This window comes from Pseudomonas sp. FW305-20 (assembly GCF_058788075.1).
Window position 1 is genome coordinate 25,134 of sequence record NZ_JBYTAJ010000034.1, and the last position, 25,217, is coordinate 50,350.

The following is a 25,217-nucleotide window of genomic DNA, read 5'->3' on the forward strand; positions in this document are numbered from 1 at the left end:
CTACAGCTCTGATATGCTTTCCGGCCTTTGGTCCGAGGTAGCACCATGCAACTCATCGATATCGGCGTCAACCTGACCAACCCCAGTTTTGCCGACAAACACCAGGCTGTACTCGACCGCGCCTACGCGGCCGGGGTCTGCCAATTGGTGCTCACCGGCACCAGTGTCGAGGGCAGCGAGCAAGCGCTGGAACTGTGCCGGCAACTGGACGAAACGGCTCAACGGCTGTTCGCCACCGCCGGCATTCATCCCCACAGCGCCAGCGACTGGAACGCCGACAGCGCCCAGCGCCTGCGCAGTTTGCTCAAGGAGCCAAACGTTGTGGCGGTCGGTGAATGCGGGCTGGATTTCAATCGTGATTTCTCGCCGCGCCCGCAGCAGGAAAAAGTCCTGGAAAAGCACTTGGAGTTGGCGGTCGAGCTGCAACTGCCGGTGTTCCTCCACGAACGCGACGCCAGCCAGCGCTTGCTGGAAATCCTTCGCGATTATCGTGATCAGTTGCCGGCCGCCGTGGTGCACTGCTTCACGGGCGAAAAGAAAGCGTTGTTCAGTTATCTCGATCTGGATTTGCACATCGGGATCACCGGCTGGATCTGCGACGAGCGCCGGGGCACGCACCTGCATCCGTTAGTGAAAGAGATCAAGCGGGGACGGTTGATGCTGGAGAGCGATGCACCGTATCTGTTGCCGCGCAGCCTGCGACCCAAGCCGAAAAATGGTCGCAACGAACCGGCGTATCTGACCGAAGTGTTGCGGGAAGTGGCGTTGCATCGCGGGGAGAGCGAAGAAGAGCTGGCGGCTCACAGCACGGCGTGTGCGCGAGCATTCTACGGGTTGCCTGCTGTTGACTGATGCAGCCTCAACGCTATCGCGAGCCTGATCAGGCCCGCGATACAAGCGTCGCGGTCTTGTCTTAGTGACTGCTACGCAACATTTCTTTAGGCACGTACTTGCCGATCTCGAACTTGCCGATCGCCGCGCGGTGCACTTCGTCCGGGCCGTCGGCCAGGCGCAAGGTGCGTTGCATCGCATACATATAGGCCAGCGGGAAATCGTTGGACACCCCTGCCCCACCATGGATCTGGATCGCCCGGTCGATCACCCGCAAGGCCACGTTCGGTGCGACAACCTTGATCTGAGCGATTTCGCTTTTCGCAACCTTATTGCCGACGGTGTCCATCATGTACGCCGCTTTTAATGTCAGCAGACGTGCCATGTCGATTTCCATCCGCGAGTCGGCGATTTTGTCGATGTTGCCGCCCAGACGTGCCAAAGGTTTACCGAACGCAGTACGGGTTACCGCCCGTTTGCACATAAGTTCCAATGCACGTTCGGCCATGCCGATTGAACGCATGCAGTGGTGAATCCGTCCCGGGCCAAGGCGACCCTGAGCAATTTCGAAGCCGCGGCCTTCGCCCAACAGGACATTTTCGTACGGCACACGGACGTTTTCGAACAGCACTTCGGCGTGGCCGTGAGGGGCGTCGTCGTAACCGAACACGGGCAGCGGACGAACGATCTTCACGCCTGGAGCATCCACCGGCACCAGAATCATCGAGTGCTGCGCATGACGCGGCGCGTCAGGATCGCTCAGGCCCATAAAGATCAGAATCTTGCAGCGTGGATCGCAGGCACCTGAAGTCCACCATTTCTTGCCGTTGATCACCCACTCGTCGCCATCACGCACGGCGCGGGCGGCCATGTTGGTGGCATCGGACGAGGCCACATCCGGTTCAGTCATAGCGAACGCCGAGCGGATCTCGCCACGCAGCAAAGGTTCGAGCCAGCGCTGCTTCTGCTCTTCGTTGGCATAACGCACCAGCACTTCCATGTTGCCGGTGTCTGGCGCGGAGCAGTTGAACGGCTCGGGGCCCAGCAGCGAACGGCCCATGATTTCGGCCAGCGGCGCGTACTCGAGGTTGGTCAGGCCGGCGCCGAGTTCGGACTCAGGCAGAAACAAATTCCACAAACCTTCAGCCTTGGCCTTGAGTTTGAGCTCCTCCATGATTGCCGTCGGCTGCCAGCGATCGCCTTCGGCGACCTGGCGCTCGAACACCGCTTCAGCGGGATAAACGTAGGTATCCATGAACGCGGTCACGCGCTCACGCAGTTCTTGCACCTTGGGCGAATAAGCGAAATCCATGGGCAGCTCTACCTTTTGACTGAGGGTTTTGATGAGTTGTTCAGGTCATGCAATCGATGCTAGAACAGCTACGAAAATTTACCTAGCCTATTCTCGGCGTGTATTAACATTCATCACCGATATATGATCGGCTGATCGAGAGCCCAACAATAAGAGTGCCGCGCAATGAATCTGAGCAAGGTCGACCTCAACCTTTTCATCGTCTTCGACGCGATCTACACCGAAGCCAACCTCACCCGCGCCGGGCAGATTGTCGGCATTACTCAACCGGCGGTCTCGAACGCCCTGGCCCGTCTGCGCGAGACCTTCAATGACCCGTTGTTCGTGCGCACCGCTCAAGGCATGGTCCCGACGCCCATGGCGCAGAACATTATCGGGCCGGTGCGCAACGCCCTCTCCCTGCTGCGGGTGTCGGTGCAGGAAAGCCGTATTTTCAACCCGTTGCAGGCGGTCAAGACCTACCGCATCAGCATGACTGACCTCACTGAAGCGGTAATCCTGCCGCCGCTGTTCCAGCGCCTACGTCGCCTGGCACCGACGGTGATCATCGAAAGCTTCCTGTCCAAGCGCCGCGAGACCACCAAGGAGCTGGCGGCCGGGCGACTTGATTTCGCGGTCGACGCGCCGCTCAATACAGACCCGCAAGTGCGCCACGTCAAGTTAATGGAAGACCGTTACGTGTGCGCCATGCGCAAGGGCCATCCGCTGGCAGGCAAAGAAAAGTTCACCCTCGACGATTACCTGTCGCTGACCCATATCCATATCTCCAGCCGCCGTAGCGGTCTGGGCCATGTCGACCTGGCCTTGGGCAAAATGGGCATCCAGCGCAAGATCGCCCTGCGATCCCAGCATTACTTGATGGCATCCCAGGTGTTGCAGCAGACCGACATGGTGATGACCGTGCCGGAACGCTTTGCCCGTCGCCATGATTTGTACTCGGTGAACCTGCCGGTCAACGATGTGCCGCCGGTAGAAACCCACCTCTATTGGCACGAAAGCACCGACCAGGACCCGGCCAACCGCTGGATGCGCGAGCAGATGATCGAGTTGTGCCAGCAGGTGACGGCACATGAGAAGAAGCTCGATAAGGTGTAGGACTTTGGACCGAGGTGCTCCCATCGCGAGCGGGCTCACTCCCACATTTACCCCGGTTCTTTCAGAAAGAATGCGGTCGAATGTAGGAGCGAACCTGCTCGCGATGGGGCCGGCACTGACAGCAAAAATCCACGCCCCTTGACGTAAACGTCAACCTGCCATTAGCTTAGCGCCATGACCTTTTTCGAGCGCTTCCATGAGCAGCCAGACCTATAGCATTTCCGACCTCGCCCGCGAGCTCGACATCACCACCCGGGCCATTCGCTTTTATGAAGAGCAAGGCCTGCTCAGCCCCGAGCGACGCGGTCAGGAGCGCATCTATTCGCCCCGTGACAAAGTCAGCCTGAAGCTGATCCTGCGGGGCAAGCGCATTGGTTTCTCCCTTGCCGAATGCCGCGAGCTGATCGAACTCTACGACCCCACCGGTGGCAATCAGAAACAGCTGCAAACCATGCTGACCAAAATCGCCGAACGCCGCGAACAGCTGGAGCAGCAGATGCTCGACATCGAACAGATGAAGCTGGAGCTGGACACCGCGCAGGAGCGTTGCACCCAGGCGCTGGAACAGACCATCAAAAACCAGGAACTCATCCAATAACCAAACGTAATGATCGTTCCCACGCTCCGCGTGGGAATGCAGCCCGTGACGCTCAGCGTCACACATCCAGAGCGTCCATTGCGGCATTCCCACGCAGAGCGTGGGAACGATCCCTAACTGAACAGGTGAATTGCTTATGTCCCTACCCACTCACGTTCGCCTGGTCGAAGTCGGCCCACGCGACGGTCTGCAAAACGAAGCCCAACCCATCAGCGTCAAGGACAAGGTGCAACTGGTCGACGCGCTGACCGCCGCCGGGCTCGGCTATATAGAAGTCGGCAGTTTCGTGTCGCCCAAATGGGTGCCGCAAATGGCCGGTTCCGCCGACGTCTTCGCGCAGATCCAGCGCAAGCCTGGGGTGACGTATGGTGCACTCGCCCCCAACCTGCGCGGGTTTGAAGATGCCATCGCAGCCGGGGTCAAGGAAGTCGCGGTCTTCGCTGCCGCGTCGGAATCGTTTTCCCAGCGCAACATCAATTGCTCGATCAGCGAAAGTCTGGAGCGTTTCGTGCCGATCATGGACGCCGCCAGGCAACACGGTGTCAGCGTGCGTGGTTACGTGTCCTGTGTGCTGGGCTGCCCTTACGAAGGTGACGTCGCGCCCGAGCAAGTCGCGCGGGTCGCTCGCGAGCTCTACGCGATGGGCTGCTATGAAGTGTCCCTTGGCGACACCATCGGCACCGGCACCGCTGGCGCGACCCGCAAGATGTTCGACGTGGTGTCGGCCGATGTACCCCGTGAAAAACTCGCCGGGCACTTCCACGACACCTATGGCCAGGCCATGGCCAACATTTATGCCAGCCTGCTGGAAGGCATCTCGGTGTTCGACAGCTCCATCGCCGGCCTCGGCGGCTGCCCCTACGCCAAGGGCGCCAGCGGTAACGTCGCGACCGAAGATGTGGTTTACCTGCTCAACGGCCTGGGTATCGAAACCGGTATCGACCTGGACGCGTTGATTCTGGCCGGTCAGCAGATTTGCACGGTGCTGGGGCGAGCGACCGGTTCGCGCGTGGCCAAGGCTCGTAGCGCACAGTGAGTGGGCGGATGTGTCCGGGTGTTACCGCTGCGTCTGAAACGTGGGGGGCAAGCGAGTAACACGGAAACAAATCGTCGGGTTTTGCCAGAACGAAAAATCCTACAAAATCACAACTCATTGTTTTTAAAGGTTTTTTAAAAGTTGGCACGGCTTCTGCTATCTCTATGGCATAACAAGAACAAAAAAAGCGGCAAACCTAATAAAAATAAGACGTAACGACTCTGACATAACAAAAACAACACGGCAGAGACGCAGCTAACAGATTTTTTTGGAGAGGATGTGCTTTTCAGGGTGCTTTTCGGAGTAACCCGCAACCGGGCAGAGAACAATAAAACTACCTTCAGGTAGCTCCCGAACTGGTTGGATCGCTTGGCGAAAAAGTAGATCAGCGCTCAAAAAAATACGTTTGCTCTTGATCCCGGATGGGGATCGACAAAAACAGCGGTAAAGGGTCACGGTTTCCAAAAACAACAACAGACCGCCCCTCAATAATAAAAAAAGAGCACGTAACGACAAAATTAAAGGGGAGCTTCGGCTCCCCTTTGTGCTTTCTGGTGTTTGCCATTTCCGCTGCCCCCCCTGTGGGAGCGAGCCTGCTCGCGATAGCGGTGGTTCAGTCGACATCTATATTGGATGTGCTGCCGTCATCGCGGGCAGGCTCGCTCCCACAAGGAATGGTGGTCAGGCGTGATTACCGCGCAATTCCTCGATACTGATTTCCCGCATCCGAAACTTCTGGATCTTCCCGGTCACCGTCATCGGAAACTCATCGACGAATTTAAAGTAACGCGGTGTCTTGAAGTGCGCGATGCGTTCCTTGCACCACGCTTGCAGCTCCTGCTCGGTAGCACTGTGGCCCGGATGGAATTTGATCCAGGCGACAATCTCTTCGCCATACCGCGAGCACGGAATCCCGATCACTTGCACATCTGCCACCGCCGGGTGGGTAAAGAAGAATTCTTCCAGCTCCCGCGGGTAAATATTCTCACCGCCGCGGATGATCATGTCCTTGTTGCGTCCGGCAATGCATACGTAGCCTTCGTCATTCATGCTCGCCAGATCACCGGTGTGCATCCAGCCGGCCTGATCGATGGCCTCGGCGGTGCCTTGCGGATTGTTCCAGTAACCGAGCATCACGCTGTAGCCGCGGGTGCACAGCTCACCGATAGTGCCGCGCGGCACCAGGTTGCCCGCTTCGTCGATGATCTTGCTTTCCAATTGCGGCTGGGTGCGGCCGACGGTGGTAACACGCAATTCCAGTTCGTCTGACGGACCAGTCTGCAATGACACCGGACTTGTTTCCGTCATGCCGTAGGCAATCTGCACTTCGCTCATGTGCATTTCACTGATGACCCGACGCATCACTTCGATCGGACAGGTCGCCCCGGCCATGATCCCAGTGCGCAGGCTCGACAGATCGAATTCAGCACGCTTGGGCTGATCGAGCATGGCGATGAACATGGTCGGTACGCCGTAAAGCGCGGTGGCCTTTTCTTCGGCGACAGTGGTCAGGGTCAGCAATGGATCGAACGCATCGCTGGGGTAAATCATGGTGCTGCCGTGGGTCATGCAACCGAGGTTGCCCATGACCATGCCGAAGCAGTGATACAGCGGCACGGGGATGACCAGACGATCACTCGCGGTCAGGCCGAGGCTTTCGCCGACCATGTAACCGTTATTGAGAATGTTGTAGTGACTGAGGGTCGCGCCCTTGGGGAAGCCGGTGGTGCCGGAGGTGTACTGGATGTTTACCGCCTGGTCGAAATGCAGGCTGTTTTGACGTTCGCTCAACTGCTGCGCCGACACGCTTCCCGCAAGATCGGTCAATTGCGACCACGGCAGGAAACCCGATGGCGGCTGAGCATCAAGGCTGATGACACCGCGCAGCTCCGGCAGGCGTTCGCTCTGCAATTTTCCGATGGATTGCTCAGCCAGTTCGGGAACGAGGCCCTGCAGCATCCCGTGATAGTCGGAGGTCTTGAAGGCACCGGCGCAAACCAGCCATTGGCAACCGGATTGCTTCAATACGTACTCGAGTTCGGAGCTGCGGTAGGCCGGGTTGATGTTGACCAGAATCACGCCGATTTTCGCGCTGGCAAACTGGCTGATACACCATTGCGCGCAGTTCGGTGCCCAGATACCCAGACGATCACCGGCCTGCAAGCCCAGCGCCAACAGCGCTTTGGCATGCAGATCCACGGCTTCGGCCAGTTGCTGCCAGGTGTAGCGCAACTGTTGATGGCGCACGACCAGCGCCTCGCCGGTCGGGTATTGCGCGACGGTGTTATCGAACGCCTGGCCGATGGTCATCGCCAGCAAGGCTTTGTCCTGGGAACCACGGGTGTAACTACGCTGCGGGCTTGCACTGGGTTGATCCATGACGACCCCTATTGTCTTTATTAGTGGGTGTTACAGCGACCCCCAGAGGGAGCGACCTGTGGCGAGGGGATTGAGCGAAACGTCGCACCGCCCCGTTCGGCTGCGAAGCAGTCGCAAACCCGGTGAATACGGCTTCTCTGACACACCGTAATCACCGATTTGGGGCCGCTTCGCGACCCAACGGGGATAAATCCCCTCGCCACAGGTGCTCCCACAGAGGTTGTTCGCCTTCTATGAACTGGCTCTACTCTCGCTTAAGTTGACGTTAACGTAAAGGGTGATTGACAGCCATTCGTCACAGGCTTACGTTAACGTAAAGGTGAGAACCAAATCACGGCCCTCCCGACCCTACAAAAAAGCCAAAAGGTGACCCATGAGCTACCCATCCCTGAACTTTGCCCTCGGTGAAACCATCGACATGCTGCGCGATCAGGTTCAGTCCTTCGTCGCCAAAGAAATCGCGCCGCGCGCCGCTCAGATAGATATCGACAACCTGTTCCCTGCCGACCTGTGGCGTAAATTCGGCGACATGGGTCTGCTGGGTATCACTGTGCCGGAAGAATACGGCGGTGCGGGCCTGGGTTACCTGGCGCACGTCGTCGCTATGGAAGAAATCAGCCGCGGTTCGGCCTCGGTCGCCCTGTCCTACGGCGCGCACTCCAACCTCTGCGTCAACCAGATCAACCGCAACGGCAATCACGAACAGAAAAGCAAATACCTGCCGAAGCTGATCAGCGGCGAACACATCGGCGCCCTGGCCATGAGCGAACCGAATGCCGGTTCCGACGTGGTATCGATGAAACTACGCGCCGATAAACGCGGCGACCACTACGTCCTCAATGGCAGCAAGACCTGGATCACCAACGGCCCGGACGCCAACACCTATGTGATCTACGCCAAGACCGACCTGGAAAAAGGCCCGCATGGCATCACCGCGTTCATCGTAGAACGTGATTCCAAAGGCTTCAGCCGCAGCAACAAATTCGACAAGCTCGGCATGCGCGGTTCCAACACCTGCGAGCTGTTCTTCGACGACGTCGAAGTGCCGGAAGAAAACATCCTCGGCGTGCTCAATGGCGGCGTGAAGGTGCTGATGAGCGGTCTCGATTACGAACGCGTTGTGCTGTCCGGCGGCCCGACCGGGATCATGCAGGCCTGCATGGACTTGATCGTGCCGTACATCCACGACCGCAAGCAGTTCGGCCAAAGCATCGGCGAATTCCAGCTGATCCAGGGCAAGGTCGCCGACATGTACACCCAACTCAACGCCAGCCGCGCCTACCTCTATGCAGTAGCGCAAGCGTGCGAACGCGGCGAAACCGCCCGCAAGGACGCCGCCGGAGTCATCCTCTACAGCGCCGAATGCGCAACCCGAATGGCCCTCGACGCGATCCAGATTCTCGGTGGCAATGGCTACATCAACGAATTCCCGGCCGGTCGTCTGCTGCGTGACGCCAAGCTGTACGAAATCGGTGCCGGCACCAGTGAGATCCGTCGCATGCTGATCGGTCGCGAACTGTTCAACGAAACCCGCTAAACGGAGCTGTCCATGGCTATCCTGCATACCCAGCTCAACCCCCGTTCGGCGGAGTTCGCGGCCAACAGCGCGGCGATGCTCAAACAGGTCGACGACCTGCACACCCTGCTCGCCAAAGTGCAGCAAGGTGGCGGCCCGAAGGCGCAAGAGCGCCACACCTCGCGGGGCAAACTACTGCCTCGTGAACGGATCAATCGCCTGCTCGATCCGGGTTCGCCGTTTCTCGAGATCAGCCAATTGGCGGCTTACGAGGTGTATGGCGAAGACGTTCCGGCCGCAGGCGTGATTGCCGGGATCGGGCGTGTGGAAGGCGTCGAATGCATGATCGTCGCCAACGACGCCACCGTAAAAGGTGGCTCGTATTACCCGCTGACCGTGAAAAAACACCTGCGCGCCCAGACCATCGCCCAGCAGAACCGCTTGCCGTGCATTTATCTGGTGGACTCTGGCGGCGCCAACCTGCCGCGTCAGGATGAAGTGTTCCCGGACCGTGAGCACTTCGGACGGATCTTCTTCAACCAGGCCAACATGAGCGCCATGGGCATCCCGCAAATCGCGGTGGTCATGGGCTCCTGCACCGCCGGTGGCGCGTACGTGCCGGCCATGGCCGACGAAGCGATCATGGTGCGCGAGCAAGCGACGATTTTCCTCGCTGGCCCGCCGCTGGTGAAAGCCGCGACCGGTGAAGTGGTCAGCGCCGAAGACCTCGGCGGGGCCGATGTGCACTGCAAGATTTCCGGGGTGGCCGACCATTATGCCGAGAGCGACGAACACGCCTTGGCCATTGCGCGGCGCAGCATCGCCAACCTCAACTGGTGCAAGCTTGGCGAAGTGCAGCAGCGCACACCGATCGCTCCGCTCTACAACAGCGACGAGTTGTACGGCGTGGTGTCGGCGGATGCCAAGCAGCCGTTCGACGTGCGTGAAGTGATTGCGCGGTTGGTGGACGGTTCGGTGTTCGACGAATTCAAAGCGTTGTTCGGGACGACCCTGGTGTGCGGCTTTGCCCACTTGCACGGTTACCCGATCGCGATCCTCGCCAACAACGGCATTCTGTTCGCCGAAGCCGCGCAGAAAGGCGCGCACTTCATCGAGCTGGCCTGTCAGCGCGGCATTCCATTGCTGTTCCTGCAAAACATCACCGGTTTCATGGTCGGCCAAAAGTACGAGGCCGGCGGCATCGCCAAGCATGGCGCGAAACTGGTGACCGCGGTGGCGTGCGCCAAGGTGCCGAAATTCACCGTGATCATCGGCGGCAGTTTCGGTGCCGGTAACTACGGCATGTGTGGGCGAGCTTACGATCCACGTTTCCTGTGGATGTGGCCGAACGCACGCATCGGTGTGATGGGCGCCGAGCAGGCGGCGGGTGTTTTGGTGCAGGTCAAACGCGAGCAGGCCGAACGCAGTGGCCACGGTTTCAGCGCCGAGCAGGAAGCCGAGATCAAGCAACCGATCCTCGACCAGTATGAAGAACAGGGTCATCCCTACTACTCCAGCGCCCGGTTGTGGGACGACGGCGTCATCGACCCGGCGCAAACCCGGGATGTCTTGGCCCTGGCCTTGTCGGCGTCGCTGAATGCGCCAATCGAACCGAGCCGCTTCGGCGTGTTCCGGATGTGATCGGGAGAAAATCATGAGCGACTTCAATACCCTCGAACTGCTGACCGACCCGCGTGGTTTTGCGACCCTGTGGCTAAGCCGTGAAGAAAAGAACAACGCCTTCAACGCCGAAATGATCCGCGAACTGATCCTCGCGCTGGACAAAGTGTCGAGCGACACCAGCCTGCGGTTTCTGCTGGTGCGTGGACGCGGCAAGCATTTCAGCGCTGGTGCAGATCTGGCCTGGATGCAGCAATCGGCCGAACTCGATTACCACACCAACCTCGACGACGCCCGGGAACTGGCGGAGTTGATGTACAACCTCGCCAAGCTGAAAATCCCGACGCTGGCGGTGGTGCAAGGCGCTGCATTCGGTGGTGCGCTGGGCCTGATCAGTTGCTGCGACATGGCCATCGGCGCCGATGACGCGCAGTTCTGCCTGTCGGAAGTACGCATCGGCCTGGCCCCGGCGGTGATCAGCCCGTTCGTGGTGCAAGCCATCGGCGAACGCGCGGCACGTCGCTACGCGCTGACTGCCGAGCGTTTCGGCGGACAACGCGCGCGGGAAATCGGCTTGTTGTCGGAGAGTTATCCGATCGCTGAGCTGGAACAGAAAGTCGAACAGTGGATCGACAACCTGCTGCTCAACAGTCCGGCCGCCATGCGCGCCAGCAAGGACTTGCTGCGCGAAGTCGGCCACGGCGCGCTGACCCCGGCACTACGCCGCTACACCGAAAACGCCATCGCCCGCATCCGCGTCAGCCCCGAAGGCCAGGAAGGCCTGCGAGCCTTTCTGCAAAAACGTCCACCGAGCTGGCAAGCCGAAACCACCACCAAGGAGCCGCGTTGATGAGCGCACCTGTTCTCACCACCCTGCTGGTGGCCAACCGCGGCGAAATCGCTTGCCGGGTGATGCGCACCGCCAAAGCCCTGGGCCTGACCACCGTCGCCGTGCACAGCGCCACCGACCGTGAAGCCCGACACAGCCGCGAAGCGGATATCCGCGTCGACCTCGGTGGCAGCAAAGCCGCCGACAGTTACCTGCAAATCGACAAACTGATCGCCGCCGCCAAGGCCAGTGGCGCTCAGGCGATTCATCCCGGTTATGGCTTTCTTTCCGAGAACGCCGGGTTCGCCCGCGCCATCGAAGAAGCGGGCCTGATTTTCCTCGGCCCGCCCGCCTCGGCCATCGATGCGATGGGCAGCAAATCCGCAGCCAAAGCCTTGATGGAAACCGCCGGCGTGCCATTGGTGCCCGGCTATCACGGTAAAGCGCAGGACTTCGACACGTTCCGCGACGCCTGCGCACGCATCGGTTATCCGGTGCTGCTCAAGGCCACCGCAGGCGGCGGCGGCAAAGGCATGAAAGTGGTCGAGGACGTCAGCCAGTTGGCCGAAGCCCTGGCCTCGGCCCAACGTGAAGCGAAATCCTCGTTCGGTGATTCGCGGATGCTGGTGGAAAAGTACCTGCTCAAACCACGTCACGTGGAAATCCAGGTTTTCGCCGACCAGCACGGCAATTGCCTGTACCTCAACGAACGTGATTGCTCGATCCAGCGTCGCCACCAAAAAGTCGTTGAAGAAGCACCCGCTCCAGGCTTGAGCCCGGAACTGCGTCGCGCCATGGGTGAGGCCGCCGTGCGATCGGCACAAGCCATCGGTTATGTCGGTGCCGGCACCGTGGAGTTTCTGTTGGATTCGCGGGGTGAGTTCTTCTTCATGGAGATGAACACCCGCCTGCAAGTCGAACACCCGGTCACCGAAGCCATCACCGGCCTCGATCTGGTGGCCTGGCAGATTCGTGTGGCCCGCGGCGAAGCGCTGCCGATGACTCAAGCCGAGGTTCCGCTGATCGGCCATGCCATCGAAGTGCGCTTGTATGCTGAAGACCCGGGCAATGATTTCCTGCCGGCGACCGGTCGACTGGAGCTGTATCGCGAATCCGCGCATGGTCCGGGACGGCGGGTAGACAGCGGCGTCGAGGAAGGCGATGAGATTTCACCGTTCTACGACCCGATGCTCGGCAAACTGATTGCCTGGGGCGAGGATCGTGAACAGGCGCGACTGCGGCTGCTGAGCATGCTCGATGAGTTTGCCATTGGCGGACTCAAGACCAACATCAACTTCCTGCGCCGGATCGTCGGTCATCCGGCGTTTGCTGCGGCCGAACTGGATACCGGGTTCATTCCGCGTTATCAGGAAGAGCTGCTGCCAGTCGCCTCGGACCTCAGTGACGAGTTCTGGCAAGCCGCCGCCCAGGCTTTTACCCAAAGCCAGCCGAGGACAACTCGTGCCGATGACCCGGTTTCGCCTTGGGCCAACAGCAATGGTTTCCGTGCTGGACTGCCGACAGAAATCACCCTGCATTTGAGTTGTGAAGGCCAGGATCGCGCGCTGACGTTGGGCGACGCTGATGCCCACACCGCTCAACTCAAGGGCGACCAACTGCTGACCGAGCACAACGGCCTGCGCCGCCAGCATCGGGCAATCCGCCGGGGCGAGGTGCTGTATCTGCAATGGGAAGGTGAACTGCGCCGCATCGAGTCCTACGACCCGATCAGCGCCGTCGAAGCCAGCCACAGCCATCACGGCGGGCTGACCGCGCCCATGAATGGCAGCATCGTGCGGGTATTGGTGGAAGCCGGGCAAACGGTCGAAGCCGGGGCGCAGTTGGTGGTGCTGGAGGCGATGAAGATGGAACACAGCATTCGTGCACCACACGCCGGGGTGATCAAGGCACTGTATTGCCAGGAAGGCGAGATGGTCAGCGAAGGCAGTGCGTTGGTCGAGTTTGAAGACGCATGAAATGAAGATCGGTCCTACGCCTTGCGAGGACCGATCTGATTAGAACCTGGCGGTCGCCTGAACCACCACGCCGATAATTCGGCACTCCTCGGTGTAAAGGGCTTTCGGATACGTCGGATTGAGCGGGACCAGGTAACGCTGCCCGCCCTCTTCTATCAGTTTGCGGAAAACCGCCTCGGTGCTGTCCGGCCAGTGGGCAATCACCAACTTTCCGGGTTCCGGCACGATGGCCGGGTCCACCAGGATCATCATGCCCTCGGCAACGCTGATGCCAGTGGGTGCGGTCATCGCATCGCCGACCACCACCAGCCAGAATGCCGGACCCTGGGCGTGGTAATCGGTCAGTTCGAAACGTGGCTTGCCATACACCGGCAGTTCACCGTCGCGGACCTCGACAGGCGCCCGCCAGTCACTGACCGGGTAGCGGAAATAGGGGTTGTACTTTTGTGTCAGCGAAATCTCGTTGTCCTGTGGGACTAAAGGCTCCCGGATCACAATCGCCACTTCCAGAAAATCCATCCCGAGCGCCCGCAAGACACGGTTCATGTCTTCGATGCTCGGCTGACGGCGTTTATTCAGCCAGTGACCCACGCCGCCCTGGGACATCCCGAGGCGATCTGCGAGTACTTCTTGAGTGACTTTGAGTTCACTCATCTTGGCCTTGACCAATTCAATCCATTTATCCATGTGCGGCACGATACGTGGGCACCTCCGGCCATCAAAACACAAATTGTAGTATTTAATCTCTCGTCATAAATACAGTTCGTACTAGGATTGGTTCACGGATCTGAATCTATCACGGAGTTTGCCATCGCCATGTCCATCCCCTGCAACGACCTGCCCGACATGCAAATCGACACTTCCCTCACCTCGCCAAAAGGCTCTGCTGCCGCGCAACGAGCGCTGGATTATTACTTGAAACCAGCTGTTTCAGAGGAAGTGGTCGAAGAACGTTTCTTTGACGTAAACCGCAACATCAGCAGCGAAGAAGCGCTGGTCCATGCCACGGATTTGCTGCGTTGTGCCGCCGCCATCGCGTACGAGTCAGCCAGCAATCTGCAAGGCGCACATCGGGACCTGGCGTTTTCGGCGGTGCACATGATCGACATGGCCAGGGCGATGGTGGATCGATCCCTGGAGGGCGATCAGAATGGATAAGACGCGGGTGCTGAGAAGGAGGACGGGAAAAGAACTTTCCTATCGCGCAGATAAAAACATTTGACTTGCAAACGAGAATGATTATTATTGCATGCAGCTGGTCGCGAGATCGGTCGATTGTCCAAGTGACCTTAGGTCGGTCTCCTGGACTATCTCCTCATCAGGCTAATCACGGTTTTTGACCCGGCTTTTTGCCGGGTCTTTTTTTTGCCAGTTATTCTGGCTTTACCTTCAGGCTAATGAAGTCTTTAAGTGCAGCAAATTCGAATGGCGCGGATGATATCAAAAGAATGTCCCATGGCAACAGAAGCCCGGCATCATTGGCCCAAACTAATCAAAAATAGCGCTTGAGAATCAATCGCACAGTCTCTAAGCTTCGTCGGCGTCATGGAGGACGCCCCCCGCTCAACCCAGAATTCCCCCCGGTTTTTCCCTTCCCAACGTGTAAAGTAACAGCCATAAAATCATATTCAGGAATCGACTATGACCGTGGCCAAATCCTCATTCGACATCAGTGCCAACTTCGACAGTGGCAATATTGAAGTGCTGGACATCAGCAATCCGTTGCAAGCCCTGCTGGCGATCAAACCAGACACCCGCAGTCAGCACTTTCAGTGGTTCCACTTCAAGGCCAGCGGTCTGCACGTCGGTCAGGAACACTGGTTTCGCCTGAACAATGCCAGCAAGTCCTCCTACAACAAAGCCTGGGATGGTTATCAGGCGGTGGCGTCCTACGACCACGTCAACTGGTTCCGGGTGCCGACCATTTTCGAAGGTGACTGCCTGCGCTTCAGCCTTGAAGCCACCGCCACCCACGCCTGGTTCGCCTACTTCGAACCCTACAGCCGTGGCCGTCATGACTGGCTGATCGAGCAAGCGCTGACCAAGGCTGGCACCGAACTGCTGGCCACCGGCAAAAGCGTCGAAGGTCGCGACATCCAGCTGCTGCGGAAAGGCACGGGCGCCGAAGGTCAACGCAAGGTCTGGATCATCGCCCAGCAACACCCCGGTGAACACATGGCCGAATGGTTCATGGAAGGCGTGATCGAACGCCTGGAAAATCACGACGATCCGATATTGAACAAACTGCTGACCAGCGCCGACCTGTATCTAGTGCCGAACATGAACCCGGACGGGGCTTTCCACGGTCACCTGCGCACCAACACCATGGGCCAGGACCTGAACCGCGCCTGGCAGAGCGCCAGCCAGGAAATCAGTCCGGAAGTGCTGTTCGTTCAGCAGCAAATGGAAAAGTACGGCGTGGACCTGTTCCTCGACATCCATGGCGATGAAGAAATCCCTTACGTATTCACCGCCGGCTGCGAAGGCAACCCGGGCTACACGCCCCGGATCGAAAAACTCGAAGAGCACTTCCGCAGTCATCTCAAGCGCCAGACCAAGGACTTCCAGACCAAGCACGGCTACACCCGGGACGAACCGGGCAAAGCCAACATGACTTTGGCGTGCAACAGCGTTGGCGAGAAGTTCGACTGCCTGTCGCTGACCCTGGAAATGCCGTTCAAGGACAACAACGATGCGCCGAATGCGCTGACCGGCTGGTCTGGCAAACGCTCGAAGCAATTGGGCAAGGATGTGCTGACGACCGTGGCTGACATGGTCGATACCTTGCGCTGATCACCCTCGATGGCTGCATGTCCGGCATGCAGCCATGCCTCACTCGGCAGCGATCCGCAGGCAATCCTCAGGTCCCAGCAAGCGCCCATCCTCGGCACGTAATTCCAGCGTCTGCACCGGTCGGCCGTTCTGTCGGTCAACCACCCGCGAATGCGCCTCCCCTGCCTCATAGAAAAACGCCTCGCCCCATTGGCGCAATCCGATGATCAACGGGAACAGGCCTTTGCCCTTCTCGGTCAGCACATATTCCTGATACGCACTGCCGTCCGACGCCGGCACCAGGTCGAAAATGCCGTGGGCCACCAAAGTGCGCAGCCGCGCAGACAAAATATTCTTGGCCATGCCCAAACTGCGCTGAAACTCCCCGAACCGGCGTATGCCGTCAAATGCATCGCGCACGATCAGCAACGACCACCAATCACCAATGGCATCCAGGGAACGGGCAACCGGGCATTCGGCGTTTTCCATGCTTGTACGTTTAGCCATCAGCGCGCTCACATCCATCAAATGTAGTTGCAATATAAAACCAGCTTCCTTACCGTACAACTGGTTTCATATTGAAACCACACAAGGAAGCCCCTGATGAAACCTGAACATCCACTGAGCGGCACCGTGGTGCTGCTGTTTGCCATCGCCTGCGGCCTGGCCGTCGGCAATGTTTACTACGCACAACCGCTGCTCGATGCCATGGCCGAGGCTTTCGCCATGGACCCGGCAACCATCGGCATCGTCGTCACGCTGACTCAAGTCGGTTACGGCGCAGGTTTGGTGTTGCTGGTGCCGCTGGGTGACCTGCTCAATCGCCGTCGCCTGATCGTCACGCAAACTGTGCTGTCGGCGCTGGCCGTGCTCACGATCGCACTGGCACCTGACAACATTTGGCTGCTGATCGGCATGACATTGACCGGGTTATTGGCCGTCGTGACACAAGTGTTGGTGGCTTACGCCGCGACATTGGCCATCCCGAAACAGCGAGGGCGTGTGGTCGGTGTGGTCACCAGCGGCATCGTCGTCGGTATTCTGCTCGCCCGGACAGTGGCCGGCGGCATGGCCGACCTCGCCGGTTGGCGTTCGATCTATCTGTTGTCGGCGGGTTTGACGCTGGTGATGGCGTTGCTGCTGTTTCGTGTGTTGCCCAAACATGAAGCTGCGCAACCCGCCAGTTCCTACGGCGCTTTGCTGGGCTCGGTATTCACGCTGTTCAAGGAAGAACCGGTGCTGCGCCAGCGTGCGGTGGTCGCGCTACTGACCTTCGCCAGTGCCATGGTGTTGTGGACGCCCATGGTGCTACCGCTGAGCGCCCCGCCGCTGTCGTTGTCCCACACACAAATCGGATTATTCGGGCTGGCAGGTGCCGCCGGTGCATTGGCCGCCGCTCGTGCCGGGCATCTGGCTGATCGTGGCCTGGGACAAATGACCAGCGGTTTGTCACTCTTGTTGATGCTGGTTTCCTGGCTGCCGATTGCCTTCACCCAGTCCTCGTTGTGGGCATTGCTGCTTGGCGTGATTACCCTGGATCTGGGTTTGCAGGCCGTGCACGTCACCAGCCAGAGCATGATCTACAGCGTGCGCCCCGAAGCCCAAAGCCGACTCACCGCCGGCTACATGCTGTTCTATTCGATTGGCAGCGCCTTGGGGTCGATCGGTTCGACGGCGATGTACGCGTGGGCCGGTTGGCTCGGCGTATGCCTGCTGGGCGCAGGCATCAATGCGGTGGCGTTGATTTATTGGTGGCTGACACTGGCCACAAAGGTCCAACCATTGGAAGCCGCGTCGCACTGACTGTGTAGCAGCTGTCGAGCCTGCGAGGCTGCTGCTACAAGTGAACGTAAGGGATCAGCCGCGATCCTTGCCCCGCAACATGCTGTCCAGCACGTCATCGCGGCGCACCCAGCCGTGAAATAATGCCGCCGCCAAATGCACCAGCACCGTCAGGAACAGCAAGTACGCCAGATACCCGTGAGCCTTGCGCAGGAACGCAAACACCTGCGCATTCGCCGGTACGATCGACGGCAACTGCAGCGAGCTGCTGAGCATCACCGGATCCCCCGCCGCTGAAATCATCGCCCAACCCAGCAGCGGCAGGATCAGCATCAACGCGTACAGCAAAACATGCGAAGCCTTGGCCGCCAGCGCATGCCAACCCGGCAGATCCGCCGGCAGCGGTGGCTGTCGAGTGGATAAGCGCACGGCCAGGCGAACGATCACCAACAGCAGAATCGCAACGCCCAAGGGTTTGTGCAGATGAATCAGCCACTCATGACGCTCGGACACTGAAGCGGCCATGCCCGCGCCGATAAACAGCATGGCAATGATCATCAGCGCCATCAGCCAGTGCAGCAATCGCGCTAATGGCGCGAAGTGGTTCGGTTGAGCGCTCATTGACGAGACTCCTGTTTATGGGCAGAGGGCAACTGGCTGACTTCGCTGGTACGACGCAAGTAGGAATTGGCGTACCCCGCTGAACGAGCGGCGAGCAATGGGTCGTCGGAACCTTCGATGCCGGCGGGCAGTACCAGCGGGTCGTAGTTGATATCGCGACATTCGCCACTGAGTTGCGGCTGGGTGCTTTCAAGTACGAGGGTGCCGGCGTTCAACACTTTGCGACCCTCGGGCCAGGCCTTGCTGGCGTCGTTGACCGGATCGCCAGGGTTGGCCAGCGTGATGTTCAACTGCCAACGCAGCGGTCCTGCGGAAATGCGCTGAACCAGGTCTTTCTCCAGGAATTCCCCCCCTTCAGGCGCCGTAGCACCCGCGGTATCCTGAGCGACGGGCACCATGCTCCAGCGCACTGCTTGCCGTTGCCCGGCCGCGTTCACCAGGTAAAACGCATTGACGCTGTTGTAGGTTTCCGTCACGTAACTGGCCGACGGCTTGGCGGTTTTGGTCCAGGAGAGGAACGGTCCTGCTTCCGGATGCGAACCGAAGAATGCTGGCACGGCAGCCGGGTTCGGCTTGCCGGTGGCCGGGTCCGGCGACTGGGCCTGCTGCAATTGATAGAACGCTTCGGGCGTGCCCACTGGGAACACCGGCATGCTGTTCATCCCGGTGCGCCACTGCTGGCCGTTGGCCTGGGTGAATCGCAACGCCAGGCTGCGGATCGGCACGCTGTTGTCCGGCGCATAAGGATTACCGGCCGGCAAGGCGAAACGCCCCACCACGGGGGTCCGCGCAACATTGAACACCTGAGCGCTGGAATAGCTGCGCGCCTCGCCACTGCTCTCGAAATGCCCGATCACGCACACGCCTTTGGAGTGGTTGCGTCGGAAGCCGGGGTGCACGCCGTTGTTGGTCTCCAGCACATTGACCAGTTTTTTCGGGGTCAGGCGCTGTGGGTCAAAGGTGCCGTTGACGTAGGCAAAAGCCCCGGCCAGGGCGGCAACCACCACAGCGATACCGGCCAGACGTAATGTCAGGCTCGCGGCACTCAAGGGTGGCCGGGTTGGCGGTGACGAGCGATCTACCATGAAAGACTCCAGGGCCATCGGCCACAAGTGAGAAGGATCAAGCAGACGAACACCGTGGCGGTTTATTCCATCGCCTGGTATTTATTTTTTCAGGCGTGGAATAACCTCGAATGCCGGGCGTCTTCCTAGTCCAAAGCGTAGTGACTAGCCAGAACTTCATGAACGATATCGACGAACAACTGCGAGAAATCATTCCCGGACTGCGCCGGTTTGCCGTGTCATTGACGCGCAATCCCAGCAGCGCCGACGACCTGGTGCAGTCTTGCCTTGAGCGCGCGCTGTCGCGTTGGAGCGACAAACACCCCGACGGCGACTTGCGCGCCTGGCTGTTTTCGATTCTGTATCGACAGTTTCTCGATGCTCACCGACGCTCCCGGCGTTATGCGCGGATGCTCGAATTCTTTACCGGGCGTGACGATTCACAGCCATCGGTGGAACGCACCGTGATCGCCCAATCAACCCTGCAAGCCTTCGATCAACTCACCACCGAACAACGCGCCCTGCTGCTCTGGGTCTCGGTCGAAGGCTTGAGTTATAAGGAGGTCGCCGAGATTCTCGACGTCCCCACCGGCACCGTGATGTCCCGCCTGTCCCGTGCCCGCCAGGCCTTGCACCAGTTGAGCGACGGCGAAATCACCCGCCCTTCCCTGCGGAGACTCAAATGATCAGCCTGCCCCCAAGCGAGCGTGACCTGCACGCCTATGTCGACCAGCAACTCAGCGATGCCGACCGACGTCTGGTGGAGACTTTTCTGGCCAGCAACACTGAAGTGGCTGCCCAAGTGCGTGGCTGGCAACACGACGCCCAGCAATTGCGCGCGGCATTGAGCGGCGCCCTGCAGCAACCAGCCAACCCGAACCTCGACCCGGCGCTGATTCGCCAGCGCCTCAAACGACAATCTCGCCGTCACCTGGCCAGCGCCGCCGTGTTGCTGATCGCGGTCAGCGTCGGCGGATTTAGCGGCTGGCAAGCCCGGGAGATGACGCTCATCAGTGCCCAACTACCAATGACCGATGCCCTGCAGGCCTATCGCCTGATTGCCCAGCAAGGCATCCTGCCGGCCGATTACAAAGTCAGTGATGACGGTGACATGCAGGGTTGGCTCGACCGCTATTTCACTCAGGCCAATCGCTTGCCTGACCTTTCGGGCGCCGGTTTCAAACCGGTCAGCGGACGCTTGCTGAGCACCGAGCAAGGGCCGGCGGCGATGGTGGTCTACGAGGATCAGGGCGGCCATAAAGTCAGCTTCTACGTCCGCCCACCGGGTCCGAAAAACTACCTGTTGCCGAGGGGCAGTCGCAGCGATGGCGGGTTGCAGGCCGAGTACTGGTCAGGGGGCGGGTACAACTACGCGATGGTCAGCCCCACTGATACGCCAGCGGCGCAGATGCTCAAGCAAACCGTGCAGTTCTGACTTCCGATACTGATCGTTCCCACGCTCTGCGTGGGAATGCCTCACCGGACGCTCCGCGTCCGTTTTGGGACGCAGAGCGTCCCGGACTGCATTCCCACGCGGAGCGTGGGAACGATCGATTCCCTGTGGGAGCGGGGTCAGCCCTGCCCAAAAACTTGCGAAGGCCTACGCAATAAAGGGTCGAACGGATTGATCCGCGGTCCGATCAGCGCCGCTTCGCGCTTAAGCATTTCGACCACCGTCGGCAATCGATCCGGCCCTAGCCGATCACTCACAGTGGCCACGCTCAGTGCTGCGACCGCCCGCCCTTCACGATCCAGAATCGGCACCGCCACCCCGGCCATGCCCTGCAACACGCCGGTGTTGCGCCCGGCATAACCGAGCTTGCGCACGTTCTCGACTTCCGAGCGCAGGAACACCTCGTCGTACAGGTGGAAATCCTTGAGCCTCGGCAAGTTGTAGTGAATCACCGTGTCGCGCTCTTCTTCCGGCAGGAACGCCAGAATCGCCAGGCTGCCCTGCCCCACGCCCAGCGCCACCCGCCCGCCGATGTCACCGGTAAAGGTGCGGATCGGAAACGGCCCTTCGCTGCGATCCAGGCAAATCGCATCAAAACCACTGCGCGCCAGCAAGAACAACGAATCCCCCAACGACGCCGACAGCCGCAGCAACGTCGGACGCACCAGTTCGCGCAGGTTTCCGGTGTTCCCGGCGCGGGCCGCCAGGGCGAAAAACTCCAGGCTCAAGCGATAGCGTTTGCTGCGCGCATCCTGCTCGACCATCCCTTCATCCATCAAACTACGCAGCAATCGGTGCGTGGTCGGTTGTGACAAGCCAATGCGCTGGGCCAGTTGTGTCACCCGTTCCCCGCCCTCGACGTTGTCACCCAGACTGCGCAGCACGGCAAACAGTCTGGAGACCGCGCCGACACCGACATCACTTTTGCTTTCATTCCGCTCAATGGAATCTGTCATGGGTTTTCTCGAGTATTAATTTACTCACCGAATGAAACTGAAAATAGTCATCGCCTCAGTGAAATAGGCCATTGAGCCCATCCTATTCTTCGTCCTACTCTGCGTCCAGACAGGGGCGATTCGAACAACAGCGGCAGCCGACAGAAGTCGAGCGCCAACGCACCCCGCAAGACCTTTTCGTATCTGCCCATACAAAAAAGCGCGCCTTCGGGCGATGCATAACAATCTCAGGTGGAGCGCAGTTATGGCTTTTGTGCAACTTGAAGGACTCGGCAAACGCTACGGTGAGATCGACGCCGTCGTGGCCACCAACCTCTCGGTCGAGAAAGGCGAGTTCGTCTCGCTGCTCGGCCCCTCCGGCTGCGGTAAAACCACCACTCTGCAAATGATCGCCGGCTTCGTCGAAGTCAGCAGCGGACGCATTGTGCTGGACGGTCGCGACATCACCCACGCCAAACCCGCCAGCCGTGGTTTGGGCGTGGTGTTCCAGAGTTACGCGCTGTTCCCGCACATGACCGTGAAAGACAACGTCGCCTTCGGCCTGCGCATGCGCAAAGTGGCCAATGGCGAGTTGCAGCAGCGAGTGGACCGGGTGCTGAAACTGGTGCGCCTCAACCAGCATGCCGAGCGTTATCCGCGAGAGCTTTCCGGCGGCCAGCGTCAGCGTGTTGCGTTGGCTCGAGCTTTGGTGATCGAGCCGCCGGTGCTGCTGCTCGATGAGCCGCTGTCCAACCTCGACGCCAACCTGCGCGAAGAGATGCAGTACGAGATCCGCCGCATCCAGCGCGAAGTCGGGATCACCACGCTGATGGTCACCCATGACCAGTCCGAAGCGCTGTCCATCAGCGACCGGGTGGTGGTGATGCAGGCCGGGCGCATCACCCAGATCGACGCGCCGTACACCCTCTACGAACACCCGCGCACCGAGTTCATTTCCGGGTTCGTCGGCAAGGCCAATCTGCTGCCCGGCGAGCGTGATGACGCGGGTGTGGTCCAGGTTCGCAGTGGCGGCGAACTGATCCTGAGCCTGCGTCCGGAAAAAATCGACCTGCGGGACAAAGGTCAAGGCCGCCTGCAAGGCAATATCGTCAGCCGCTTCTTTCTCGGCAGCCAATGGTTGTACGGCGTATCGACAACCTTGGGCGAACTCAGCGTGGTGCGCCGCAACGACGGTTCGGCACCGCTGACCGAAGGCACGGCGGTCGGGCTCGATTGGGACGCAACGTTGCTGCGGGTGCTAACCGTCGACGAGGTGCCGGCATGAGTACGCTTGTCGCCATTCGCCACGGACGCCAGGGTTACTGGCTGTCGGCACCGGCCCTGGCCTTGTACCTCGGCCTGCTGGTGATCCCGCTGCTGCTGACCTTGGTCCTGTCGTTCAACGTCTTCGACTACAGCTCGGGGATCAACGGCGACGCCTACACCCTTGATCACTACAGCAGCTTGCTGGGCGATCCGTACTTCTACGAAATCTTTCTGCGCACGATGTGGATCAGCGCCCTGACCACCCTGCTCTGCGTGGTGATCGGCGTGCCCGAGGCCTACATCCTCAGCCGCATGGGCGCGCCGTGGCGCTCGATTTTCCTGATTCTGATCCTCACCCCGCTGCTGATTTCGGTGGTGGTGCGCGCCTTCGGCTGGAGCCTGTTGCTGGGTGCCGACGGACTGGTCAACCAGACCCTGCAAGCCTTTGGCGGCTCGCCGATGAAGCTGCTCTACACGCCGTTCGCGGTGGTGATTGCGTTGGTCCACGTGATGCTGCCGTTCATGATCATTCCGGTCTGGACCTCGCTGCAGAAACTCGACCCGGCCGCCGAACAAGCCGCGATGTCCCTCGGCGCCAGCCACTTCACCGTGATGCGCCAAGTGGTGCTGCCGCAGATCATGCCGGGCGTGCTCTCCGGCACCTTGATCGTGTTCGGCCTCGCCGCCAGCTCTTTCGCGATTCCCGGCCTGCTCGGCGGACGCCGGATAAAAATGGTCGCCACGCTGATCTACGACCAGTACCTGTCGGAGCTCAACTGGCCGATGGGCGCGGCCATCGCCGTAGCCCTGCTGTTGCTCAACCTGCTGATCATGCTGTCGTGGAACCGGATGATCGAAGGCCGCTACAAGAAGTCATTGGGATAACTCGTCATGTCCAAGAACGGTCCTTTCGCCCTGCTGTTCCATACCCTGGTGGTGCTGTTCATGCTGGCGCCGCTGGTGGTGGTCTGCCTCGTGGCCTTCACCCCGGAAAACACCTTGAGCCTGCCCACCACGGAGTTTTCCCTGCGCTGGTTCCGCGCGGTGTTCGAGCGTGCTGACTTTGTCGATGCGTTCTACAACAGCCTGATCCTGGCGTTTTGCGCGGCCAGTCTGGCGACGCTGATTGCGGTGCCGGCGGCGCTGGCGATCACCCGCTTTGAGTTTCCCGGCCGTGACTTTCTCAACGGTCTGTTCCTGTCGCCGATCATCATTCCGCACTTGGTGCTGGGTGTGGCGTTGCTGCGGTTGTTTGCGCTGATGGGGGTCAACGGCAGCTTCGCCTGGCTGATCTTCGCCCACGTGCTAGTGATCACACCGTACGTGCTGCGACTGGTGTTGGCGTCGGCCATCGGCCTGGATCGCAGTGCCGAACACGCCGCGCAATCGCTCGGTGCCGGGCGCTTCACGCTGTTCCGGGAAATCACCTTGCCGATGATTCTGCCGGGGGTCGCCGGTGGCTGGCTGCTGGCGTTCATCAACAGTTTCGATGAGGTCACGCTGTCGATTTTCGTCACCTCGCCGGCCACGCAAACCTTGCCGGTGCGGATGTACGTGTACGCCACCGAATCCATCGATCCGATGATGGCGGCGGTGTCGGCACTGGTGATTGGGTTGACCGCGTTGACGATGATTTTGCTCGACCGGGTCTACGGCCTCGATCGGGTTCTGGTGGGCAAACAATGAGGGCGCCATGGCTCTGCTGAAACGACTGGCCGAAGGCGACCGCCCGGCCCTGGACTTTACCCTCGATGGCACGCCGGCCACCGGCCTGCTCGGCGACACTTTGCTGACGGCGGTGCTGACCTGCAGCGAACACCTGCGCGGCAGCGACTTCAGCGCCGAACCCCGTGCCGGGTTTTGCATGATGGGCGCGTGTCAGGACTGCTGGGTTCGACTGGGCGATGGTCGACGCGTGCGTGCCTGCTCGACGCTGCTCGAAGCCGGTCAGCAGATCAGCCGCGAACCGGGGCGGTCCCTATGAACACCTTTTCAATCTGCCGAAACCGGATCCCCTGTGGGAGCGAGCCTGCTCGCGATAGCAATCTGTCAGCCAGCATTAATGTTGAATGTACCGCCGTCATCGCGAGCAGGCTCGCTCCCACAAGGGATCTGCGTCGCTCACACATGAG

Annotated in this window: 24 protein-coding genes; 17 read left to right on the forward strand and 7 right to left on the reverse strand. The window is 59.9% G+C overall.

Features of this window, described 5'->3' with window-relative positions; all coding sequences use genetic code 11:
• Nucleotides 1–45: 45 nt before the first annotated feature.
• Nucleotides 46–852: a TatD family hydrolase gene (locus AC3WP4_RS23460; protein ID WP_074878371.1), complete on the forward strand. Its 807-nt coding sequence runs from the start codon at nucleotides 46–48 to the stop codon at nucleotides 850–852.
• A gap of 61 nt (nucleotides 853–913) precedes the next feature.
• On the opposite strand, the gene AC3WP4_RS23465 is transcribed toward AC3WP4_RS23460, so the two are convergent.
• Nucleotides 914–2,143 carry an acyl-CoA dehydrogenase gene (locus AC3WP4_RS23465; protein ID WP_074878373.1) on the reverse strand — a complete coding sequence of 410 codons (1,230 nt, stop codon included), beginning with the start codon at nucleotides 2,141–2,143 and terminating at the stop codon, nucleotides 914–916.
• A 165-nt stretch (nucleotides 2,144–2,308) separates the two neighbouring features.
• On the opposite strand from AC3WP4_RS23465, the gene AC3WP4_RS23470 reads away from it, so the two are divergent.
• From AC3WP4_RS23470 to AC3WP4_RS23480, 3 genes are all read left to right on the forward strand, one after another.
• Complete coding sequence (locus AC3WP4_RS23470) at nucleotides 2,309–3,238, forward strand: LysR family transcriptional regulator (RefSeq protein WP_008148497.1); 930 nt, start codon at nucleotides 2,309–2,311, stop codon at nucleotides 3,236–3,238.
• A 196-nt stretch (nucleotides 3,239–3,434) separates the two neighbouring features.
• The gene (locus AC3WP4_RS23475) at nucleotides 3,435–3,836 is read left to right on the forward strand and encodes a MerR family transcriptional regulator (RefSeq protein WP_074878375.1); all 402 of its coding nucleotides are present in this window, start codon (nucleotides 3,435–3,437) and stop codon (nucleotides 3,834–3,836) included.
• Between the two features lie 136 nt (nucleotides 3,837–3,972).
• Entirely contained in the window at nucleotides 3,973–4,872 is a 900-nt protein-coding gene (locus AC3WP4_RS23480) for a hydroxymethylglutaryl-CoA lyase (protein ID WP_074878376.1), read from the forward strand.
• Nucleotides 4,873–5,553: 681 nt separating this feature from the next.
• Here the strand turns inward: AC3WP4_RS23480 and AC3WP4_RS23485 are convergent.
• Entirely contained in the window at nucleotides 5,554–7,251 is a 1,698-nt protein-coding gene (locus tag AC3WP4_RS23485) for an AMP-binding protein (protein WP_102616320.1), read from the reverse strand.
• A 373-nt stretch (nucleotides 7,252–7,624) separates the two neighbouring features.
• Here AC3WP4_RS23485 and AC3WP4_RS23490 point away from each other — a divergent pair, with 373 nt between their 5' ends.
• From AC3WP4_RS23490 to AC3WP4_RS23505, 4 genes are read left to right on the forward strand one after another with little or no spacing between them, the layout of a single operon-like run.
• Nucleotides 7,625–8,788 carry an isovaleryl-CoA dehydrogenase gene (locus AC3WP4_RS23490; protein ID WP_074878382.1) on the forward strand — a complete coding sequence of 388 codons (1,164 nt, stop codon included), beginning with the start codon at nucleotides 7,625–7,627 and terminating at the stop codon, nucleotides 8,786–8,788.
• A gap of 12 nt (nucleotides 8,789–8,800) precedes the next feature.
• Nucleotides 8,801–10,408 (forward strand): carboxyl transferase domain-containing protein, encoded by a 1,608-nt coding sequence (locus AC3WP4_RS23495; RefSeq protein WP_102616321.1) that lies wholly within the window; start codon nucleotides 8,801–8,803, stop codon nucleotides 10,406–10,408.
• A 13-nt stretch (nucleotides 10,409–10,421) separates the two neighbouring features.
• Nucleotides 10,422–11,237 carry a gamma-carboxygeranoyl-CoA hydratase gene (locus AC3WP4_RS23500; protein WP_102616322.1) on the forward strand — a complete coding sequence of 272 codons (816 nt, stop codon included), beginning with the start codon at nucleotides 10,422–10,424 and terminating at the stop codon, nucleotides 11,235–11,237.
• Entirely contained in the window at nucleotides 11,237–13,192 is a 1,956-nt protein-coding gene (locus AC3WP4_RS23505; protein WP_102616323.1) for an acetyl/propionyl/methylcrotonyl-CoA carboxylase subunit alpha, read from the forward strand. Before AC3WP4_RS23500 ends, AC3WP4_RS23505 begins: the two co-directional genes overlap by 1 nt.
• Nucleotides 13,193–13,231: 39 nt before the next feature.
• Here the strand turns inward: AC3WP4_RS23505 and AC3WP4_RS23510 are convergent, their stop codons facing one another.
• Nucleotides 13,232–13,879 carry a LexA family protein gene (locus AC3WP4_RS23510; RefSeq protein WP_074878391.1) on the reverse strand — a complete coding sequence of 216 codons (648 nt, stop codon included), beginning with the start codon at nucleotides 13,877–13,879 and terminating at the stop codon, nucleotides 13,232–13,234.
• A gap of 129 nt (nucleotides 13,880–14,008) precedes the next feature.
• Between AC3WP4_RS23510 and AC3WP4_RS23515 the strand changes: the two genes are divergently transcribed.
• Both AC3WP4_RS23515 and AC3WP4_RS23520 read left to right on the forward strand, forming a co-directional pair.
• Nucleotides 14,009–14,350, forward strand: coding sequence for a DUF6124 family protein (locus AC3WP4_RS23515; protein WP_074878393.1), 342 nt, complete (start codon nucleotides 14,009–14,011; stop codon nucleotides 14,348–14,350).
• A gap of 483 nt (nucleotides 14,351–14,833) precedes the next feature.
• A complete protein-coding gene (locus AC3WP4_RS23520; protein ID WP_074878394.1) occupies nucleotides 14,834–15,985 on the forward strand; it encodes a M14 family metallopeptidase in 1,152 nt (383 codons plus the stop codon).
• Between the two features lie 39 nt (nucleotides 15,986–16,024).
• Here the strand turns inward: AC3WP4_RS23520 and AC3WP4_RS23525 are convergent, their stop codons facing one another.
• Entirely contained in the window at nucleotides 16,025–16,471 is a 447-nt protein-coding gene (locus tag AC3WP4_RS23525) for a winged helix-turn-helix transcriptional regulator (RefSeq protein ID WP_102616331.1), read from the reverse strand.
• Between the two features lie 96 nt (nucleotides 16,472–16,567).
• Here AC3WP4_RS23525 and AC3WP4_RS23530 point away from each other — a divergent pair, with 96 nt between their 5' ends.
• Nucleotides 16,568–17,767, forward strand: coding sequence for an MFS transporter (locus AC3WP4_RS23530; protein WP_102616324.1), 1,200 nt, complete (start codon nucleotides 16,568–16,570; stop codon nucleotides 17,765–17,767).
• Between the two features lie 54 nt (nucleotides 17,768–17,821).
• Here AC3WP4_RS23530 and AC3WP4_RS23535 read toward each other — a convergent pair whose 3' ends face one another.
• Both AC3WP4_RS23535 and AC3WP4_RS23540 read right to left on the reverse strand, forming a co-directional pair.
• A complete protein-coding gene (locus AC3WP4_RS23535) occupies nucleotides 17,822–18,367 on the reverse strand; it encodes a cytochrome b (RefSeq protein ID WP_102616325.1) in 546 nt (181 codons plus the stop codon).
• The gene (locus tag AC3WP4_RS23540; protein ID WP_102616326.1) at nucleotides 18,364–19,452 is read right to left on the reverse strand and encodes a catalase family peroxidase; all 1,089 of its coding nucleotides are present in this window, start codon (nucleotides 19,450–19,452) and stop codon (nucleotides 18,364–18,366) included. The genes AC3WP4_RS23535 and AC3WP4_RS23540 overlap by 4 nt, the downstream gene beginning before the upstream one ends.
• Nucleotides 19,453–19,610: 158 nt before the next feature.
• Here AC3WP4_RS23540 and AC3WP4_RS23545 point away from each other — a divergent pair, with 158 nt between their 5' ends.
• Entirely contained in the window at nucleotides 19,611–20,117 is a 507-nt protein-coding gene (locus AC3WP4_RS23545; protein ID WP_102616327.1) for a sigma-70 family RNA polymerase sigma factor, read from the forward strand.
• Nucleotides 20,114–20,866, forward strand: a complete 753-nt coding sequence (locus tag AC3WP4_RS23550) for an anti-sigma factor family protein (RefSeq protein ID WP_102616328.1) — start codon at nucleotides 20,114–20,116, stop codon at nucleotides 20,864–20,866. Before AC3WP4_RS23545 ends, AC3WP4_RS23550 begins: the two co-directional genes overlap by 4 nt.
• Before the next feature lie 137 nt (nucleotides 20,867–21,003).
• On the opposite strand, the gene AC3WP4_RS23555 is transcribed toward AC3WP4_RS23550, so the two are convergent.
• Nucleotides 21,004–21,840 (reverse strand): IclR family transcriptional regulator, encoded by an 837-nt coding sequence (locus AC3WP4_RS23555; RefSeq protein WP_102616329.1) that lies wholly within the window; start codon nucleotides 21,838–21,840, stop codon nucleotides 21,004–21,006.
• Nucleotides 21,841–22,084: 244 nt separating this feature from the next.
• Between AC3WP4_RS23555 and AC3WP4_RS23560 the strand changes: the two genes are divergently transcribed.
• From AC3WP4_RS23560 to AC3WP4_RS23575, 4 genes are read left to right on the forward strand one after another with little or no spacing between them, the layout of a single operon-like run.
• Nucleotides 22,085–23,104, forward strand: coding sequence for an ABC transporter ATP-binding protein (locus AC3WP4_RS23560; protein ID WP_074878408.1), 1,020 nt, complete (start codon nucleotides 22,085–22,087; stop codon nucleotides 23,102–23,104).
• A complete protein-coding gene (locus AC3WP4_RS23565) occupies nucleotides 23,101–23,970 on the forward strand; it encodes an ABC transporter permease (protein WP_074878410.1) in 870 nt (289 codons plus the stop codon). Before AC3WP4_RS23560 ends, AC3WP4_RS23565 begins: the two co-directional genes overlap by 4 nt.
• A gap of 6 nt (nucleotides 23,971–23,976) precedes the next feature.
• Entirely contained in the window at nucleotides 23,977–24,771 is a 795-nt protein-coding gene (locus AC3WP4_RS23570) for an ABC transporter permease (protein ID WP_008148452.1), read from the forward strand.
• Nucleotides 24,772–24,778: 7 nt separating this feature from the next.
• Nucleotides 24,779–25,069, forward strand: coding sequence for a (2Fe-2S)-binding protein (locus AC3WP4_RS23575; RefSeq protein ID WP_008148449.1), 291 nt, complete (start codon nucleotides 24,779–24,781; stop codon nucleotides 25,067–25,069).
• The last annotated feature ends 148 nt before the right edge of the window (nucleotides 25,070–25,217 follow it).